Raw genomic sequence first — 18,395 nt, forward strand, 5'->3', positions numbered from 1 at the left:
TCGAGGAGGCCCACCTCGGCGCCGGCCTGCCCCCCGCCCGCGCCTCCCTGCTGCCCGCCGACCTCGCCCGCTACCGCGCCCTCGGGCGCGAGGCCGCCGAGGTGCTCACCGACGTCGCCCACGGCGTGCGGCCGGACGACGCGGAGCGCGCCGTCGCCGCCCGCCTCGCCGCCGGCCTCGCCGCGCGCGGCGCCGATCCCCTCGTCGTGCTCGTCGCCGGCGCCGACCGGCTGCCGCACCGCCACCCCCTCCCCGGTCCCGGCCGCATCGGCCGACGCGCGATGCTCGTCGTTTGCGCCCGCCGCCACGGTCTCATCGCGAACGTCACCCGCTGGCTCCGCTTCGGACCGGCGACGGCCGAGGAGCTCGCCGCGGAGCAGGGCATCCTCGCCGTCGAGGCGGCGTTCTTCGACGCCACCCGCCCGGGCCGGCCGCTCGAGGACGTCTTCGCCGAGGCGATCGGCGGGTACGGCGCCCACGGGTTCGACCCCGAGGAGTGGCGCCGCCACCATCAGGGCGGCGCCGCCGGCTACGTCGGCCGCGACCCGCGGGCGCTGCCCGGGGTGACCGATCTCGTGCAGGCCGGGCAGGCGTTCGCCTGGAATCCGACGGCGCCGGGGGCCAAGATCGAAGACACCGTGCTGCTCGGCGCGCACGGCATCGAATCGCTCACGCTCGATCCGCGCTGGCCGGTCGTGCCGTTCGCGGGCCGCGAGCGGCCGGCGGAGCTCGAGTTGCCGGCCTGAGCCGCTCCGCCCGGTTCCGTCCCCCGCTCCGCACCGCTCGGACTCCTCCCGAGCCCAACCCCGAGGTCCCGCAATGCCGCGCCGCATCGTCTTCGCCCCCGACTCGTTCAAGGGCTCGCTCGACGCGGCCGACGCGGCCGAGGCGCTCGCGCGCGGCTGGCTGCGGGCGCACCCGGACGACGAAGCGGTGCTGCGGCCCATGGCCGACGGCGGCGAGGGCACGCTCGACGCCTTCGCGCTCGCGGTGCCCGGCGCCGTGCGCGTGCCGGTGCGGGCGACCGGGCCCGACGGGCGCTCCGTCGAGGCGCACTGGCTCCGGATGCCGGGCGCCGCGGCCGACGGCGGCGACCTCGGACTCGTCGAGCTGGCTTCGACCTCGGGCATCACCCTGCTCGACCCGTTGCGGCCCGTCGACGCCCACACGCTCGGCTTCGGCGAGGCGATCGCCGCCGCGCTCGACGCCGGCGTCGCGGGACTGCTGCTCGCGATCGGCGGCTCGTCGTCGACCGACGGCGGTGCGGGGGCGCTCGTCGCGCTCGGCGCCGTGCTCGAGGATGCCTCGGGCGCGACGATCCCGCCGGGCGCCCGCGGTCTCGAGGCGCTCGCCCGCGTCGACCTCTCGGGGTTGCGCGCGCTCCCGCCGGCCGGCGTCCGCGTGCTCTCCGACGTGACGAACCCGCTCACCGGTCCGCGCGGCGCCGCGGCGGTGTTCGGGCCGCAGAAGGGCGCGACGCCCGACCTCGTCCCCGTCCTCGACGCCGCCCTCGCCGACTGGGCGTCGGCCCTGTCGGCGGCCGGTCGCGTCGTCGACCCCGCGACCCCCGGAGCCGGCGCCGCGGGCGGCACGGGCTTCGGCCTGCTGGCCTGGGGCGCCGAGCTCGTCGGCGGGGCCGACGCCGTCGCCGACGCGATCGGGCTGCGCGCGGCGATCGCCGCCGCCGACCTCGTCGTCACGGGCGAAGGCCGCTTCGACGACCAGTCCCTCGACGGCAAGGTGCCGGCGCTCGTGCTCGACGCCGCGGCCGCCGCGGGCGGCATCCAGGTCGCCCTCGTCGCCGGGGGAATCGCGCCGGACGCGCGCCCGATCGCCGCCGACCGGTTCACCGCGGCGATCGCGCTCACCGACCTCGCCGGCTCCGTCGACGCCGCGCGCGCCGACGCCGCCCGCTGGCTCGAGGCGGCGGGGGAGCGGCTCGCGGGCTGAGCCCCTCCCGCGCCGCGGATTCGCGCCGGGCCGCGCATATGTTGGCGACACCTGCAAACCGTCGATACGATGCATCCCATGTCCACCGCGATCCGGCGCGATCAGAACCTGCACCGCACCGTCGGCGGCGTCGCCGAGGACATCCGCGATCGCAACCTCTCGTCGCTCCTCGGCCGGCTGCATCGCGACGGCGCGCTCTCGCGCGCCGAGCTGACGCGGCGCTCGGGGCTCAACCGGTCCACGGTCGGCGCCGTCATCGGCGACCTCGTCGCGCTCGGCCTCGTCTCCGAGGGGCCCGCCGTCGTCACCGGCGCCGGGCGCCCCTCCGGCGTCGTCGTGCCCGATCCGAGCACCGTCGCCGTCGCGATCAACCCGGAGGTCGACGGCCTGGCCGTCGGACTCGTCGGCTTCGGCGGCCGGATCGTGCGCCGCGTGCGGCTGCCGTGGGCGGCACCGCCCTCGGCGTCCGAGACCGTGCGCATCGCCGCGGCGGTCGTCGCCGGACTCACGAGCGAGGGCGGCGACCCGTGGCGCGTGCTCGGCGCCGGCATCGCGGTGCCCGGCCAGGTGCGCCTCGAGGACGGGCTCGTCCGCGACGCGACGCATCTCGGCTGGCGCGACGCCCCGATCGCCGCCGAGCTCGCCGAGGCGCTCGGCATGCCCGTCTTCGCGGCGAACGCGGCCGTGCTCGCGCTCCGTGCCGAGGCGACGTTCGGCGTCGGCCGCGACGTCGACGACCTGTTCTACATCATCGGCGGCGCGAGCGGCATCGGCGGCGGCGCCGTGCTCGATGGCCGACTCGCCTTCGGCGCCGACGGCCATGCCGGCGAGGTCGGGCACATCTTCGTGGCCGACAACGGCGTTCGCTGCCACTGCGGGGCCGCCGGATGCTTCGAGACCGAGGTCTCCCGCGACGGACTGCTCGAGGTGCTCGGACTGTCCGCCGAGGACGCGGGCCTGCTCGGCGAGCGGCTGCGCGAGTCCGCGGAGGTTCCGGAGGTCGCCGCCGTGCTCGAGCACTACCGCACGATCGTGCGCCGTGTCGTGCGCACCGTCGTGAACCTCGGCAACCCCCGAGCCGTCGTGCTCGGCGGTTTCCTCGCCGAGGTCGTCGACGGCGTGCCGCCGGAGGAACTCGTCGACGACGTCGTGCGCGCCTCCCGCGACCGGCTGACGCTGCTCCGCGGGTCATCCGACCCCGATCTGCTGCTCGTCGGCGCGGCGGAACTCGTCTTCGCCGAGCTCATCGCCGCGCCGCAGCGCGTCGTGGCCGCCGCCCGCTGAGCGGCCGATCGCTGCGCCGTCGCCGAGCCGTCCGGGCACCGTGCTGCCGCCCGGTCGATCTGCGTGCGGTCGAGCGCCCGCATCGTCGCCCGTCCCGAATGTTGCCTAGATCGACATAAGGCGGTTCCGTCCGCATTCGCCCTGGTCAAGCCGTGAATCAGCGCGCTAGTCGCACCCTTCGCCGCGGAATCGGCTCGATTCAGGCCTTGCGCACAACAATCGACGTGGGTATGTTCGAGCCGAAAACATACTGGCATCGGAGTGGCTGCCTGCTGTCCTGCGCATCGGCCGCCGCTCCTGTACAAGGAGGTAACGATGCACAAGCGACGCATCGCAGCCGTCGCCGGCGTCGCCGTCGCGGCGCTGCTGCTCTCGGGCTGCGCGTCCGGCGGCACGAGCGACGACGAGCCGGTCGACACGCACCCCGACGGCGACGGCCGCACGCTCACCCTCTGGCACTACGAGGGAGAGGACTCGGCGATGGGCAAGGCGTGGGACGCCGCCATCGACCAGTTCGAGGAGGAGACGGGCGCGACCGTCGAGTTCGAGGCCAAGTCCTTCGAGGCCATCCGCTCGACCGCGAGCCAGGTGCTCAACTCGAACTCGGCGCCCGACATCCTCGAGTACAACAAGGGCAACGCGACCGCGGGCCTGCTCTCGAGCCAGGGCCTGCTCAGCAACATGGACAACGCCGTCGAGGCGTACGGGTGGGACGACCAGCTCGCCGAGAGCCTGCAGACCACCGCGCGCTACAGCGAGGACGGCGTGATGGGCTCCGGCCACTTCTACGGCATCCCGAACTACGGCGAGTTCGTCGACCTGTACTTCAACGAGGACATGTTCGCCGAGTACGGCATCGCCGTGCCGACGACGTACGCCGAACTCGAGGACGCCATGGCCGCCTTCGAGGCCGCCGGGGTCACCCCGCTCGCCGAGTCGGCCGCCGAGTACCCGCTCGGGCAGCTCTGGTACCAGCTCGCCCTCTCCCAGGCCGACCGCCAGTGGGTCACCGACTACCAGACCTACACGAACCCGGTCGACTTCCATGACGACGCCTTCACGAACGCCACCGAGACGATCGCCGACTGGGTCGACCAGGGCTACATCTCGACCGACGCGACCGGCCTGAAGGCCGAGGACGCGGGCGTCGGCTTCATCTCCGGCAAGTACCCGATCTTCTACTCGGGCAGCTGGTGGTACGGCCGTTTCCAGGAGGAGATCGGCGATTCGTTCGCGTGGACGTCGGCGCTCTTCCCCGACTCCGAGATGTCCCCGGGCTCCTCGGGCAACCTCTGGGTCGTCCCCTCGAACTCCGAGAACAAGGACCTCGCCTACAAGTTCATCGACATCACGATGAGCCCCGAGATCCAGGCGATCATCGGCAACAACGGCGGCGTGCCGGTCGCGGCCGACGCCGCGGACATCACCGACGAGAAGTCGAAGCAGCTCATCGAGAACTTCAACACGCTCACCGAGCGCGACGGCCTGGCCTTCTACCCCGACTGGCCCACGCCGACGTTCTACGACGACCTGAACGCCGCGCTGCAGGAGCTCGTCAACGGCACGAAGGACCCGTCCGCCGTGCTCGACCAGCTGCAGACCGACTACGACGACGGCGTCGTCAACATCACGGGCTGACGCCCGTCGGCGGGGAGGGCGCCGTCGCCCTCCCCGCCCAGTTCCGATCCCCAACCCAGCGAAAGGCTCCGCCATGTCCGAGACCCGCGCCATGATCGCGGTGGAGGAGCGGCAACGCGATCCGAGACCGGCGAAGCGAACGCGCCGCACCGAGGACCCGCTGCTGCCCAAGAGCGGCAAGAACGACGCGGCCGCGTTCTGGCTCTACCTGATCCCCGGCTTCGTGCTGCTGAGCGTCATCATCGTCGTCCCGCTCGTGTGGAACGTCTACCTCAGCTTCACCTCGTACCGGGGCATCCGCCCGCCGGAGTGGATCGGCCTCGACAACTGGATCCGCCTCTTCGGGGACGAGAAGTTCTGGCTGTCCTTCGGCAACTCGATCGCGATGATCATCGCGATGGTCGTCATCCCGACGCTGCTCGGCCTCGCCCTCGCGGCGGCGCTGTTCGACCTCGTCGGCCGGAAGTTCGGCGGCAAGCTCGCGAGCTTCCTGCGCGCCACGTTCTACCTGCCCCAGATTCTGCCGATCGCCGTCGCCGCCGTCGTCATCGGCTGGATCCTCCGCGCCGACGACGGCGCGCTCAACGAGATGCTCCGGGCGGTCGGCCTCGGCGACCTCGCACACAACTGGCTCGGCAGCCCCGACACCGCACTGCTCTCGATCATGGTCGTCATGGTCTGGGTGCAGCTCGGCTACCCCGTCGTCATCTTCATGGCCGCGCTCCAGCGCGTCGACCCGGAGCTCTACGAAGCGGCCGAGCTCGACGGCGCGAACTGGTTCCAGCGCTTCCGCGCCATCACCGTGTCGATCATCCGCCCCGAGATCTTCGTCGTGACCCTCACCTGCACGATCGCGGCGCTCAAGGTCTTCGGCCCGGTCTACACGCTGACCCGCGGCGGCCCCGGCAACGCGACGCTCGTGCCGAGCTACTACTCGTTCAGCGAGTTCTTCCAGACCCAGCAGGTCGGCTACGGCGCCACGATCGCCACCGCGCTGACGATCGTCATCGGCGTCGTCGCGTTCTTCTTCATCCGCGCGCAGAACCGCGCCGAACGAGCCGAACGGGAGGGCTGAGCGATGAGCGCCGCCACCACCGCCACGACCGGACGACCGCCCGTCGCACCCGGGACCGAATCGACGTACAAGATCCGCCGCCGCCGCACGAAGCGCACGGCCGGCGACTGGACGGTGCTGGTCCTGACCGTCCTGCTCGCGCTCCTCGTGATCGCGCCGTTCTACCTGATCATCATCAACTCGTTCAAGACGCCGGCCGACTACTCGACCGGCGGCCCGCTGCAACTGCCGGGCGAGTGGACCCTCGACGGCATCGCGAAGTTCTGGGAGCGCGTCGACTTCCCGCTGAAGCTGTGGAACTCGATCCTCATCTCGGGCATGGTCTCGATCCTCGCGGTGCTCGTCTCCGTGCTCTCCGCCTACGCGATCGGCATCGGCCGCGTCCGCGGGCGCACGTGGATCGTCGTGCTCTTCCTGCTCGCGAACATGCTCCCGCAGGAGGCGCTGCTCTACCCGCTGTACTTCATGTTCAAAGGCGTCGGGCTCTACGACAACGTCTGGTCCGTGATCATCATCTTCACGGTCATCCAATCGGCGTTCGGCACCTACCTGCTCTCGAGCGTGTACGGCACGTTCCCGAAGGAGGTGCTCGAGGCGGCCTCCCTCGACGGCGCGAGCCGGTGGACCATCCTCTGGCGCGTCGTCGTGCCGATCAGCCGCCCGACGCTCTCGGTGCTGCTCGTCTTCTTCTTCATCTGGACGTGGAACGAGTTCCTGATCCCGCTGACGTTCCTGATCTCGAACGACAACCAGACGGTGCCGGTCGCGATCGCGACCCTCCAGGGCGATCGATTGATGGATGTCACGACGACGAGCGCCTCCGCCCTCCTCGGCGTCATCCCGACGCTCATCTTCTTCCTCATCTTCCAGCGCACGCTCGCGCGCGGCATCACTGCAGGAGCGGTCAAGTAATGAAGTTCACCGATGGATTCTGGATGCTGCGTCCGGGCGTCACCGCCCTGTCGGCCCAGCAGGCCTACGACGTGGAGGCCGACGGCGACGCGCTCGTCGTGACGGCGCCGACCAAGCGCATCGAGCGTCGCGGCGACACGCTGAACCGCGCCGCGCTCACCGTGCGCGTCTTCTCACCGCTGCCGGACGTCATCGGCGTGCGCATCGAGCACCACTCCGGCGGCGGGGACGCACTGCGCTTCCCGCTCCCCGGCGCCGAGGCCGGTCACGGCGAGCTCGCGCTCGACGAGGCGGCGGCGACGCTCACGAGCGGCGGGCTCACGGCCCGCATCGGCCGGGACGGCGGCTGGGACCTCGCGTTCCTCGATGCCGACGGCCGCCGCCTCACCGGTTCGGGCGCGAAGTCGATCACCTACTTCGAGCTCGAGCCGGATGCCCAGGTCGACACGGGGCTCGCGGGCCGAGCCCGCACGCAGAGCGCGATCGAGCTCGCCGACGCGTACCTCGCGCAGCAGCTCGACCTCGGCGTCGGCGAACTCGTCTACGGGCTCGGGGAGCGCTTCGGCCCGCTCGTGAAGAACGGCCAGACCGTCGAGATCTGGAACGCCGACGGCGGCACCTCGAGCGAGCAGGCCTACAAGAACGTGCCGTTCCACCTCACGAACCGCGGCTACGGGGTGTTCGTGAACGAGCCGGGCCACGTCTCGTACGAGGTCGGCTCGGAATCGGTCGAGCGCGTGCAGTTCTCGGTGCCGGGGGAGTCGCTCGAGTACTACGTGATCGGCGGCGGTTCGCCGGCGGCCGTGCTCGAGCGCTACACGGCCCTCACCGGCCGGCCCCCGGTCGTGCCGGCCTGGTCGTACGGGCTGTGGCTCACGACGAGCTTCACCACGAGCTACGACGAGGCGACGGTGAACTCGTTCATCGACGGCATGGCCGAGCGCGACCTGCCGCTGTCGGTGTTCCACTTCGACTGCTTCTGGATGCGCGAGTTCAACTGGTGCGACTTCGAGTGGGACCCCCGGGTGTTCCCGGACCCCGAGGGGATGCTCGCCCGGCTCCACGACGAGCAGGACCTCCGGGTCTGCGTGTGGATCAACCCGTACATCGCCCAGCGCTCGCCGCTCTTCGCCGAGGCGGCCGAGCAGGGCTTCCTCGTGCGGAGGCCCGACGGCGACGTCTGGCAGTGGGACCTCTGGCAGGCCGGCATGGGGCTCGTCGACTTCACGAACCCCGACGCAACCGCGTGGTACCAGGGCAAGCTGCGCGCGCTCGTCGACCAGGGCGTCGACTGCTTCAAGACGGACTTCGGCGAGCGCATCCCGCTCCAGGTCGACTACTTCGACGGCTCGTCGCCCGAGCGCATGCACAATGCCTATACGGCGCTCTACAACCGCGCGGTCTTCGACGTGCTCGAGGAGGCCCGCGGCGCGGGCGAGGCGGTGCTCTTCGCCCGCTCGGCGACGGTCGGCGGCCAGACCATGCCCGTGCACTGGGGCGGCGACTCGACCTCGACGTACGAGTCGATGGCCGAGACGCTGCGCGGGGGGCTCTCGCTCGCGGCGAGCGGCTTCGCGTACTGGAGCCACGACATCGGCGGCTTCGAGGGCACGCCGGATGCCGGGGTCTTCAAGCGCTGGACGGCGTTCGGACTGCTCTCCAGCCACTCGCGCTTCCACGGCTCGGAGTCCTACCGCGTGCCGTGGATCTTCGACGACGAGGCCGTCGACGTGACGCGCAAGTTCACGAAGCTCAAGCTCTCGCTCATGCCCTACCTCTACCGGCTCGGGATCGAGGCGTCGCAGACGGGCGCGCCCGTGCTGCGCCCCATGCAGTTCGAGTTCGGCGACGACCGGGCGGCCGACTACCTCGACCGCCAGTACCTGCTCGGGCCCGACGTGCTCGTGGCGCCGGTCTTCTCCGCCGAGGGCGAGGTCGACTTCTACCTGCCGGCGGGGGAGTGGACGAGCCTGCTCACGGGCGAGGTCGTCGCGGGCGGCCGCTGGGTGCGCGAGACCCACGGCTTCCTGAGCCTGCCGATCTACGTGCGGCCGGGCGCCGTGCTCCCCGTCGGCGGTCGCGACGACCGACCCGACCACGACTACCTCGACGGGCTGACTCTGCGTGTGTTCCCGGGCGAGCCCGGCACGAGGGTGCTCACCGTCACGACGCCCGACGGACGCGACGCCGTCTTCGAGGTGACGCGCGACGCGGACGGGTCGACGTCGGTGCGCTCGGAGCTGGCTGACGGCTGGGGCGTCGCCCTCGGCGCGCTCGGCGACCGGGTGGCCGCGACGGGCGGTTCGGCGACGCTCCCCGCCTGACGGCTCCGCTGGTCGAGCCGGCGCGCAGCGCGGTCTCGAGTCCGCTGGTCGAGTCGGCGCGCAGCGCGGTTTCCAGTCCGCTGGTCGAGTCGGCGCGCAGCGCGGTTTCCAGTCCGCTGGTCGAGTCGGCGCGCAGCGCGGTTTCCAGTCCGCTGGTCGAGTCGGCGCGCAGCGCCGTATCGAGACCCGGCCGAGGTCTCGATGCGTCGCCGCACCGCCCCTCGACCAGCGGGGGCTTCGGTTCCGGGGCCTCCGTCCGCTATCATCGAAGGAACTTCTCGAATCGATTCGAGCGCGGCGCCCGCAAGGGCGCCGTTTCGCGTCATCCCGACCGGAGCCCGACGGCGTGCGACCGGATCGCCCCGCCCTGCCCGCCCGCGTCCGTCTGCGAACACACATGTCGATCACCAGCTCCATCCCCGTCGTCCGGCCCGACGACCTCGCGAACCGCACCGTCCACCCCGGCGACAAGCTGAGCCAGCGCCAGCGCCTCGTCTACGTCCTCGTGCTCGGCGCGCTCACCGCGCTCGGCCCGTTCACCGTCGACCTCTACCTGCCCGCCTTCCCCGTGCTCCAGGACGAGTTCGGCGTCGACGCGGGCCTCGTGCAGCTCACCCTGACGGGCACGATGATCGGTTTCGGGCTCGGCCAGCTCATCGTCGGCCCGTGGAGCGACCGCGTCGGGCGCCGCCTGCCGCTCATCCTCGCGACCGTGCTGCACATCGGCGCCTCGATCGCCGCGGCCCTCGCGCCGACGATCGAGGTCCTCATGGTGCTGCGCCTGCTGCAGGGCTTCGGCGCCGCGGCCGGCGCGGTCGTCGCGATGGCGATGGTCCGCGATCTCTTCGGCGGCAAGCCGCTCGTGAAGATGCTCTCCCGGCTCGCGCTCGTCAACGGCCTCGCGCCCGTCATCGCCCCGGTGCTCGGCTCGCAGCTGCTCGGCGTCATGGACTGGCGCGGCATCTTCTGGGTGCTCGCCGCGTACTCCGCCCTCGTGCTCGTCGCGACATGGTTCTGCATCGTCGAGACGCTGCCCCGCGAGCGCCGCACGCGCGGCGGCGGGCGCGCCCTCGTCGCGAGCTACACCGCGCTCTTCCGCGACCGCATCTACGTCGGCGCGCTGCTGACGGGCGCCATGAGCTTCACGGGCCTCTTCGCGTACCTCTCGACGTCGTCGTTCCTCTTCCAGGACGTCTACGGCTTCAGCGCCCAGCAGTACGGCGCGCTCTTCGCCGTGAACTCGGTCGGCATCATCATCGGCGTGCAGACGTCCTCGTTCCTGATGCACCGCAAGAACGTCGGCCCCCAGTGGATCATCGTCGGCTCGATCGCCCTCCAGGTCGTGGCAGCGCTCGCGATCTTCGGCCTGGATGCCGCGGGCGGCGGCCTCTGGGGCACCATGGTGCCGCTGTGGTTCTTCATCATGGGCGTCGGGTTCGTGTTCCCGGCCTCGCAGGCGCTCGCCCTCGCCGGCCACGGGGCGCAGGCGGGCACCGCCGCGTCGCTCCTCGGCGCCCTGAACAACGGCATCGCGGGACTCGCGACCCCGATCATCGGCTTCCTCGGCGTCGGCAGCGCCATGCCGATGTCGGCGGTCATGATCGGCGCCGCGCTCATCGCGGTGCTCGCGATCGTCGTCCTCATCCGGCCCGCCTCGGTGCCGCCGCTCGAGGACTGAGCGCGACGCGCCCCGCGGCCGAGTGCCGCGGGGCGCAACCTTCCGCCCGCTAGCATCCGGGCATGGGGGAGCCGGACGAGCGTGCGCCGCTGCATCGCCGTCGCGGCCGGATCGCGGCGGGGATCGTCGCGCTCGTCGCGGCGGTGCTCGTCGGCGTGCTCGTCGTCGGGCGCACGGCGAACACGATCGACGAGGCGTGGATGCGGGGCGTGCTCGCGATCCGCGGGCCGGTCGGGGAGTGGCTCGCCCTCGTCATGGACACGCTCGGCGGGGGCGTCGTCGGCGTCTTCCTCGTGCCGGTCGGCATCGCGCTCGCGCTGCTCGCCGCACGGCGGCCCTGGGCGGCGTGCTTCTCGATCGTCGCGGCGGCCTCGAGCGCCCTCGTGGTGCAGATCCTCAAGCAGGTCTTCGGCCGCGCGCGCCCGGAGGACATGCTCGTGCAGTCCGACTACGGCTCGTTCCCGTCGGGGCATACGGCGAACGCGGCGACGATCGCCGTGACCTTCGCGGTGCTGTTCCCGCGCGTCTGGGTCATCGTCGCCGGCGCCGCGTACACGGTGCTCATGGCGCTCAGCCGCACCTACCTCGGCGCGCACTGGCTGAGCGACACCCTGGGCGGCGCCCTCGTCGGCGCGGGAACGGCCCTGCTCGTGTGGGCGGCGTTCGCGCACGTCCTCGACCGCGAGTCGGCCGCCCGCGCCCGCGGGCCGAGCCTCGACGCCTGACGGTTCAGCCGGCTTCGGGCCGCCAGTCGGCGGCCAGTTCCGAGGTGCGGCGGGCGAGGGCGTCGACGTCGCCCAGACCGGCGCCGACGGCGAGGCCGATGACGAACGCGCTCACCGGCGCCGCGGGTCGGGCGACGCCCCGAGCGACATCGCCCGTGAGGTCGAGGATGCGTCCGATCGGCACCGCGGCGGGATCGACGCCGAGTTCGGTCGCGAGGTGCGCGACCCAGTCGTCGAGGGCTTCGGGCGGGAGATGTTCGGCCATGGCGGAATCCCTTCGGTCGGTGGTCGCTCCGGCGACGTCCGATTCTTCCGCGTGCTCGGCGCGATTGGCGTCTACAACGTTGTAGAGTGCCGAGAAGCCACTCACGAGCGGAGGAACGATGGCGGCGACGCTGCACGACGTTGCGCGGTTGTCGGGCGTGTCGATCAAGACCGTATCGAACGTCATCAACGATTACCCGCACATCCGACCCGAGACGCGCGCGCGCGTCGAAGCGGCGATCGCCGAGACCGGCTATAGGCCGAATCGCGCCGCCCGCACGCTCCGGTCCGGGCGCACGGGGCTCATCAGCCTCATCATCCCCGAGCTCAAGAACGTCTACTTCGCCGAGCTCGCCGACGACGTGCTGACCGTCGCCGCGGAGTACGGGCTCGCAGTGCTCATCGAGCAGATCCGGGGCGGCAGCGGGCCGGCCGGCGAGCTCGCCGCGGTCGAGGCCGCACTGCGCCGCGGCGTCGACGGCGCGCTCTACAGCGTGCTCGACCTGCGTGACGAGGATGCCGCCTCGCTCCAGGACGCCCCTGTCCCGCTCGTGCTGCTCGGCGAGCGCATCTTCGGCGGGCCCGCCGACCACGTCACGATGCAGAACGTGGATGCCGCCCGCGCCGCGACGGAGCATCTCATCGCGCGCGGTGCGACGCGCATCGCGGCACTCGGCTCGCACGAGGGCGAGGTCGTGGGCTCCGCGGGGCTCCGCCTCCGGGGTTACCGCGAGGCGCTCGAGGCGGCCGGCCTCGAGTTCGACCCGCGGCTCGTCCCGCCCGGCGGCACCTGGTTCCGTTCCGACGGCGCGCGGCTCATGACGGAGGTGCTCGAGACGGGCGCCCCGTTCGACGCCGTCTTCGGGTTCAACGACGCCGTCGCGATCGGTGCGATGCGCGTGCTGCAGGAGGCCGGGCGGCGCGTCCCGGACGACGTGCTCGTCATCGGCTTCGACGATCTCGACGAGACGCGCTACACGCAGCCGGCGCTCACGACGATCGATCCGGGCCGTCGCCGGATCGCCGAGACCGCGGTCAAGTTCCTCGTCGAGCGCATCGCGGCCGAGGGTCCCGGCGGTGCGCCGCGCGAGATCGAGGTGCCGTTCCGGGTCGTCGAACGGGAGTCCACTCGGCGCTGATCCGTTGGCCGGTCCGTCGCCCCGCTGCGGTCCTCCCGAACGCGGCCGCGCCCGTCGGCGGGCCGAGCGTCGTCATCCGGGATGAGCGTCGCCGCGGTGTCGGCACCGCTCGGGCCCGCCCGGTCGTCGCGCCTGCGCCCCGGAGGCCCGACCGCGGCAGGCCTCCGCCGACGCGCCGGGACGCTCGGGCTCCCGCGGCGCGGGTCGCTTGACAGCATCCGCCCGAGCCTCCAATATGTCGTTTACAACGTTTACCTACAACGTTGGAAATGCCTCGTTCTCGCCGGTGAGCCCTCGGTCCTCCGTCGCGACCGAGCCTCCGCACAGCAGACAACGGTGTCGAACACCGCGAGAGAAAGAGCACCGCACGATGAAGAGCAAGCTCCTGGCGACCGCCGGGGTCGTGGCCCTCTCGGCCGCCGCCCTGACCGGTTGCAGCACCGCCTCCGGCGGCGACTCGGCCAAGGCCGACTGCACGAACGAGATCGTCAACCCCGACGCGACCCAGGTCAGCGTCTGGGCCTGGTACCCCGCGTTCGAAGAGGTCGTCGACCTCTTCAACGAGTCGCACGACGACGTCCAGATCTGCTGGACGAACGCCGGCCAGGGCAACGACGAGTACACCAAGTTCTCGACGGCCATCGAGGCCGGCTCGGGCGCCCCCGACGTCATCATGCTCGAGTCCGAAGTGCTCTCGAGCTTCTCGATCCGCAAGGCGCTGGTCGACCTGACCGAGTACGGCGCGGCCGACGTGCAGGACGACTACACGGCCGGCGCCTGGAAGGACGTCTCCTCGGGCGACGCCGTCTACGCCATCCCGGTCGACGGCGGCCCCATGGGCATGCTGTACCGCAAGGACATCCTCGACCAGTACGGCATCGCCGCACCGACCACGTGGGACGAGTTCAAGGCCGCCGCCGAGGCGCTGAAGGCCGCGGGCGCCCCCGGCGTGCTCGCCGACTTCCCGACCAACGGCCGCGCCTACAACCAGGCGCTCTTCGCCCAGGCCGGTTCGGTGCCCTTCGTCTACGACAACGCCAACCCGACCGAGATCGGCATCGACGTGAACGACGAGGGCTCCAAGCAGGTGCTCTCCTACTGGAACGAGCTCGTGCAGGACGGCCTCGTCGCCACCGACGACGCCTTCACCGCCGACTACAACACGAAGCTCGTCGACGGCTCGTACGCGATCTACGTCGCCGCGGCCTGGGGCCCCGGCTACCTCTCGGGCCTCGCCGACGCCGACAGCGACGCCGAGTGGGTCGCCGCGCCGGTGCCCCAGTGGGACGCCGCGAACCCCGTCCAGATCAACTGGGGCGGCTCGACCTTCGCCGTGACCAGCCAGGCGAAGGACAAGGAGGCGGCCGCGACGGTCGCCAAGGAGGTCTTCGGCACCGAAGAGGCGTGGAAGATCGGCATCGAGCAGGGTGCGCTCTTCCCGCTGTGGAAGCCGATCCTCGAGTCGGACTACTTCCGCGACCTCGAGTACCCGTTCTTCGGCGGGCAGCAGATCAACAAGGACGTCTTCCTCGCCGCCGCCGCCGGCTACGAGGGCTTCACGTTCAGCCCGTTCCAGAACTACGCGTACGACCAGCTCACCGAGCAGCTCTACGCGATGGTCCAGGGCGAGAAGAGCTCCGACCAGGCGCTCGACGACCTGCAGGCCTCGCTCGAGCAGTACGCCGGCGAGCAGGGCTTCACGCTCCAGTAAGCCGCACCGCCGGGGCGGCCCGCGCGGCCGCCCCGGCCCGGCATCCAACGCAGTTCGAGGGAGAACCAGCCGATGACCACCCAGACCACCGCGGTCGCACCGCCCACGGCGGCCGTGCCGAAACGCCGGCGCGGCGGTTCGCTGCTCGAGCGCCGCAGGCAGCGATGGGGCTGGGTCTTCGTGACCCCGTTCCTCGTGGTCTTCGCCGCCTTCCTCGTCTTCCCGCTCATCTACGCCTTCGGCATGAGCCTGTTCACCTCGACGCTCGCGACCGGCACGACCTTCACGGGCGCCGCGAACTACGTCAAGGCGTTCACCGACCCCCTCTTCCTCGAGGGCCTCGGCCGCGTGGCCGCGTTCGCGGTCGTGATGATCCCGGCGCAGCTCATCGTCGCCCTCGTCGCCGCACTGGTGCTCGACTCCCTCACGACGTGGGTGTCGAAGCTGTCCCGGCTGCTGATCTTCGCGCCGTACGCCATCCCGGTCGTCATCGGCGCCCTCATGTGGAGCTTCCTCTACAGCCCGCGCTTCGGCCCGGCATCCACGCTGTTCGATCTCGTCGGCCTGCAGGCGCCGGACTTCCTCTCGGGGGATTCGGTCTTCGCGAGCCTCGTCAACATCGTCACGTGGCAGTGGTCGGGCTACTACATGGTCGTCATCTACGCGGCGCTGCGCTCGATCGATCCCGCGATCTACGAGGCCGCCCGAATCGACGGCGCGAACGGCTTCCAGACCGCGACCCGCATCAAGATCCCGATGATCTCGTCGTCGATGGTCATGGTGATCACGTTCGCCCTCATCGGCACGCTGCAGTTCTTCACGGAGCCCGTGGTGCTGCGCAACATCGCGCAGGGCGCGATCGACGCCGCCTACACGCCGAACATGTACGCGTACTCGCTGGCCTTCAGCTACAGCCAGTTCAACTACGCGTCGACGATCGCGTTCTCGCTCGGCATCCTCGTGTTCGCCGGCTCCTACCTCTTCCTCTTCCTCACCCGTAAGCAGAGCGGACTCAAGTGATGGCCACGACCGCCCCCCTCACGACCGCGACGGGCGTGCCGAGCCGCGAGGACCGCGGCCCGCGCACGGGCCACCGAAACGGCCGCCGCATCGGCTCGCACGTCTTCCTGATCATCCTCGCGATCTACTTCGTGATCCCGATCTGGTGGCTCTTCGTCGCCGCGACGAAGAACACGTCCGGCCTCTTCGGCAGCCCCGCCTTCTGGTTCGACGACCACTTCGCCCTGTTCGAGAACATCGCAGGGCTCTTCACCCAGCAGAACGGCATCTACTGGACCTGGCTCGGCAACTCGTTCCTGTACGCCTTCGCCGGCGGCATCGGGGCGACGATCCTCTCGATCCTCGCCGGCTACGGGTTCGCCAAGTACCGCTTCCGCGGCCGCGGCGCCGTCTTCGGCGTCATCCTCGGCTCGATCATGGTGCCGCTGACGGCCCTCGTCATCCCGACGTTCATGCTGCTCAGCCAGTACGGGCTCATCAACACCCCGTGGGCCGTCATCCTGCCGAGCCTGCTCAGCCCCTTCGGCGTCTACCTCATGCGCGTCTACACGCAGGACGCCGTGCCCGACGAGATGCTCGAGGCGGCCCGCATCGACGGAGCGGGGGAGTTCCGCACCTTCTTCCAGGTCGCGCTGCCGTTGCTGAAGCCCGCCATCGTGACGGTGCTGCTGCTCTCGGTCGTCGGCACGTGGAACAACTTCTTCCTGCCGCTGGCCGTCCTCACCGACCCGAACCTGCTGCCCGTCACCGTCGGCCTCAACCGCTGGACGGCCCTGTCCAACGCCGGCGCCGGCGGCGAGCAGGTCTGGAACCTCATCACCACCGGGGCGTTCATCTCGGTGCTGCCGCTGATCCTCTCCTTCCTCTTCCTGCAGCGCTACTGGCAGGGCGGTCTCACGATCGGCTCCATCAAGTAGCCCTCCTCGTCCGAACGGTCCGTCCTCGGGCATCCGGCCACGGATGCGCCGGACGCGGCCTGCACCCCGCACGACTCGCACCACGTACTCGCACCACCGAACAGAGAGCACACCATGACCGACGCACGTCTGACCGTCGACCCGCACTTCGCGATCGGCCCGATCAACCGCCGGCTCTTCGGCTCCTTCGTCGAGCACCTCGGCCGCTGTGTCTACGACGGCATCTACGAACCCGGCCACCCGAGCGCCGACGCCGAGGGCTTCCGCCAGGACGTCATCGACCTCGTCAAGGAGCTCGGCGTCTCGGCCATCCGCTACCCGGGCGGCAACTTCGTCTCGGGCTTCCGCTGGGAGGACTCCGTCGGCCCGAAGGACGAGCGGCCCCGTCGGCTCGACCTCGCCTGGCACTCCACCGAGACGAACGAGGTCGGCCTGCACGAGTTCTCCTCGTGGCTCGAGAAGGTCGATTCGGAACTCATGCTCGCGGTCAACCTCGGCACCCGCGGCGTGCTCGAAGCCCTCGACCTGCTCGAGTACGCCAACCTCCCCGGGGGCACGACGCTCTCGCAGCGCCGCATCGACAACGGCCGCACCGACGCCTTCGGCGTGAAGATGTGGTGCCTCGGCAACGAGATGGACGGGCCGTGGCAGCTCGGCCACCGCTCCGCCGAGGACTACGGCAAGATCGCCTCCCAGACCGCCAAGGCCATGCGCCAGCTCGACCCCGACGTCGAGCTCGTCGTCTGCGGCTCCTCGAGCGCGCAGATGCCGACGTTCGGCGAATGGGAGCGCGTCGTGCTGACCCAGACCTACGACGACGTCGACTACATCTCGTGCCACGCCTACTACGAGGAGAAGGACGGCGACCTCGACTCGTTCCTCGCCTCCGCGGTGAACATGGACCGCTTCATCGAGTCGGTCGTCGCGACCGCCGATCACGTGAAGGCCGTCAACGGCTCGTCGAAGACGATCGACATCTCCTTCGACGAGTGGAACGTCTGGTACCTCGACCGGTACCACGCGGTCGACAAGGTGGAGGGCATCGACAACTGGCCGATCGCCCCGCGCATCCTCGAAGACGTCTACTCGGTCGCGGACGCCGTCGTATTCGGCAACCTGATGATCTCGTTGCTCAAGCACGCGGACCGGGTCACGAGCGCCTCGCTCGCCCAGCTCGTCAACGTCATCGCGCCGATCATGACCGAGCCCGGCGGCCCGGCGTGGAAGCAGACGACGTATTTCCCGTTCGCGATCACCTCGCGTCTCGCCCGCGGCCGTGCCCTCGAGCTCAAGCTCGACGCGCCCACCTACGGCACGAAGATCTACGGCGAGGTGCCGCTCGTCGATGCCGTCGCCACCCACGACCCCGAGACCGGCGAGGCCGCGGTCTTCCTCGTGAACCGTTCGCAGACCGAGGCCGTGACGGTCTCCGTCGAACTCGTCGGCCTCGAGGCCGTGTCGGTGCGCGAGACGCACCTGCTCGCCGACGACGACGTGTACGCGAAGAACACGCTCGCCGAGCCGGAGCGGGTCTCGACCCGTCCGAACGAGCAGGTCTCGCTCGAGGGCGGTCTCCTCACCGTGACGCTGCCGCCCGTGTCGTGGTCCGCGATCGGCCTCGGCTGAGCGCCGGTTCGGTCGGGTCGGTCGGGTCGGGTCGGTCGGCCGGCTCTACCGGGTCGGTGGCCTCGGCCCCCGTCGCCGCCAGGACCAGGAACGTCCCGCTCGTGGTTCCACCGGCCTTCGGGTTGCCCGCGC

At 71.1% G+C, this 18,395-nt stretch carries 15 protein-coding genes; 14 read left to right on the forward strand and 1 reads right to left on the reverse strand.

The features are described from left to right. From GB864_RS14920 to GB864_RS14960, 9 genes are all read left to right on the forward strand, one after another. Positions 1-746, forward strand: a 746-nt coding sequence (locus GB864_RS14920; RefSeq protein WP_160426458.1) for a M24 family metallopeptidase, incomplete at its 5' end; no start/stop codon positions are given. Between the two features lie 73 nt (positions 747-819). Continuing rightward, entirely contained in the window at positions 820-1,950 is a 1,131-nt protein-coding gene (locus GB864_RS14925; RefSeq protein WP_160426460.1) for a glycerate kinase, read from the forward strand. A gap of 78 nt (positions 1,951-2,028) precedes the next feature. Then, on the forward strand, positions 2,029-3,234 hold the full coding sequence (locus GB864_RS14930) for an ROK family transcriptional regulator (protein WP_160426462.1): 1,206 nt from the start codon (positions 2,029-2,031) through the stop codon (positions 3,232-3,234). 315 nt (positions 3,235-3,549) lie between these two features. Further along, positions 3,550-4,872 (forward strand): ABC transporter substrate-binding protein, encoded by a 1,323-nt coding sequence (locus GB864_RS14935; RefSeq protein WP_160426464.1) that lies wholly within the window; start codon positions 3,550-3,552, stop codon positions 4,870-4,872. A 73-nt stretch (positions 4,873-4,945) separates the two neighbouring features. Next, entirely contained in the window at positions 4,946-5,947 is a 1,002-nt protein-coding gene (locus GB864_RS14940) for a carbohydrate ABC transporter permease (RefSeq protein ID WP_236779160.1), read from the forward strand. Between the two features lie 3 nt (positions 5,948-5,950). Beyond that, positions 5,951-6,859, forward strand: a complete 909-nt coding sequence (locus tag GB864_RS14945; RefSeq protein ID WP_160426466.1) for a carbohydrate ABC transporter permease — start codon at positions 5,951-5,953, stop codon at positions 6,857-6,859. Further along, complete coding sequence (gene yicI / locus GB864_RS14950) at positions 6,859-9,183, forward strand: alpha-xylosidase (RefSeq protein ID WP_160426469.1); 2,325 nt, start codon at positions 6,859-6,861, stop codon at positions 9,181-9,183. The genes GB864_RS14945 and yicI overlap by 1 nt, the downstream gene beginning before the upstream one ends. Before the next feature lie 397 nt (positions 9,184-9,580). After that, complete coding sequence (locus tag GB864_RS14955; protein WP_160426471.1) at positions 9,581-10,861, forward strand: multidrug effflux MFS transporter; 1,281 nt, start codon at positions 9,581-9,583, stop codon at positions 10,859-10,861. A 62-nt stretch (positions 10,862-10,923) separates the two neighbouring features. After that, positions 10,924-11,586, forward strand: a complete 663-nt coding sequence (locus tag GB864_RS14960; protein ID WP_160426473.1) for a phosphatase PAP2 family protein — start codon at positions 10,924-10,926, stop codon at positions 11,584-11,586. 4 nt (positions 11,587-11,590) lie between these two features. On the opposite strand, the gene GB864_RS18595 is transcribed toward GB864_RS14960, so the two are convergent. Further along, the gene (locus tag GB864_RS18595) at positions 11,591-12,019 is read right to left on the reverse strand and encodes a DUF6457 domain-containing protein (protein WP_236779161.1); all 429 of its coding nucleotides are present in this window, start codon (positions 12,017-12,019) and stop codon (positions 11,591-11,593) included. Here GB864_RS18595 and GB864_RS14970 point away from each other — a divergent pair. From GB864_RS14970 to arfA, 5 genes are all read left to right on the forward strand, one after another. Then, a complete protein-coding gene (locus tag GB864_RS14970) occupies positions 11,970-12,989 on the forward strand; it encodes a LacI family DNA-binding transcriptional regulator (protein WP_160426476.1) in 1,020 nt (339 codons plus the stop codon). The genes GB864_RS18595 and GB864_RS14970 overlap by 50 nt on opposite strands. 370 nt (positions 12,990-13,359) lie before the next feature. Then, positions 13,360-14,700 carry an ABC transporter substrate-binding protein gene (locus tag GB864_RS14975; protein WP_160426478.1) on the forward strand — a complete coding sequence of 447 codons (1,341 nt, stop codon included), beginning with the start codon at positions 13,360-13,362 and terminating at the stop codon, positions 14,698-14,700. Positions 14,701-14,772: 72 nt separating this feature from the next. Then, positions 14,773-15,720 (forward strand): carbohydrate ABC transporter permease, encoded by a 948-nt coding sequence (locus GB864_RS14980; RefSeq protein WP_160426480.1) that lies wholly within the window; start codon positions 14,773-14,775, stop codon positions 15,718-15,720. Beyond that, the gene (locus GB864_RS14985; protein ID WP_160426482.1) at positions 15,720-16,637 is read left to right on the forward strand and encodes a carbohydrate ABC transporter permease; all 918 of its coding nucleotides are present in this window, start codon (positions 15,720-15,722) and stop codon (positions 16,635-16,637) included. The genes GB864_RS14980 and GB864_RS14985 overlap by 1 nt, the downstream gene beginning before the upstream one ends. Positions 16,638-16,751: 114 nt before the next feature. Further along, positions 16,752-18,263 carry an arabinosylfuranosidase ArfA gene (arfA, locus tag GB864_RS14990; protein ID WP_160426484.1) on the forward strand — a complete coding sequence of 504 codons (1,512 nt, stop codon included), beginning with the start codon at positions 16,752-16,754 and terminating at the stop codon, positions 18,261-18,263. Positions 18,264-18,395 lie beyond the last annotated feature (132 nt).

The sequence above is a fragment of the Agromyces seonyuensis genome (genome assembly GCF_009789225.1).
In the GTDB taxonomy this organism is placed as follows: domain Bacteria; phylum Actinomycetota; class Actinomycetes; order Actinomycetales; family Microbacteriaceae; genus Agromyces; species Agromyces seonyuensis.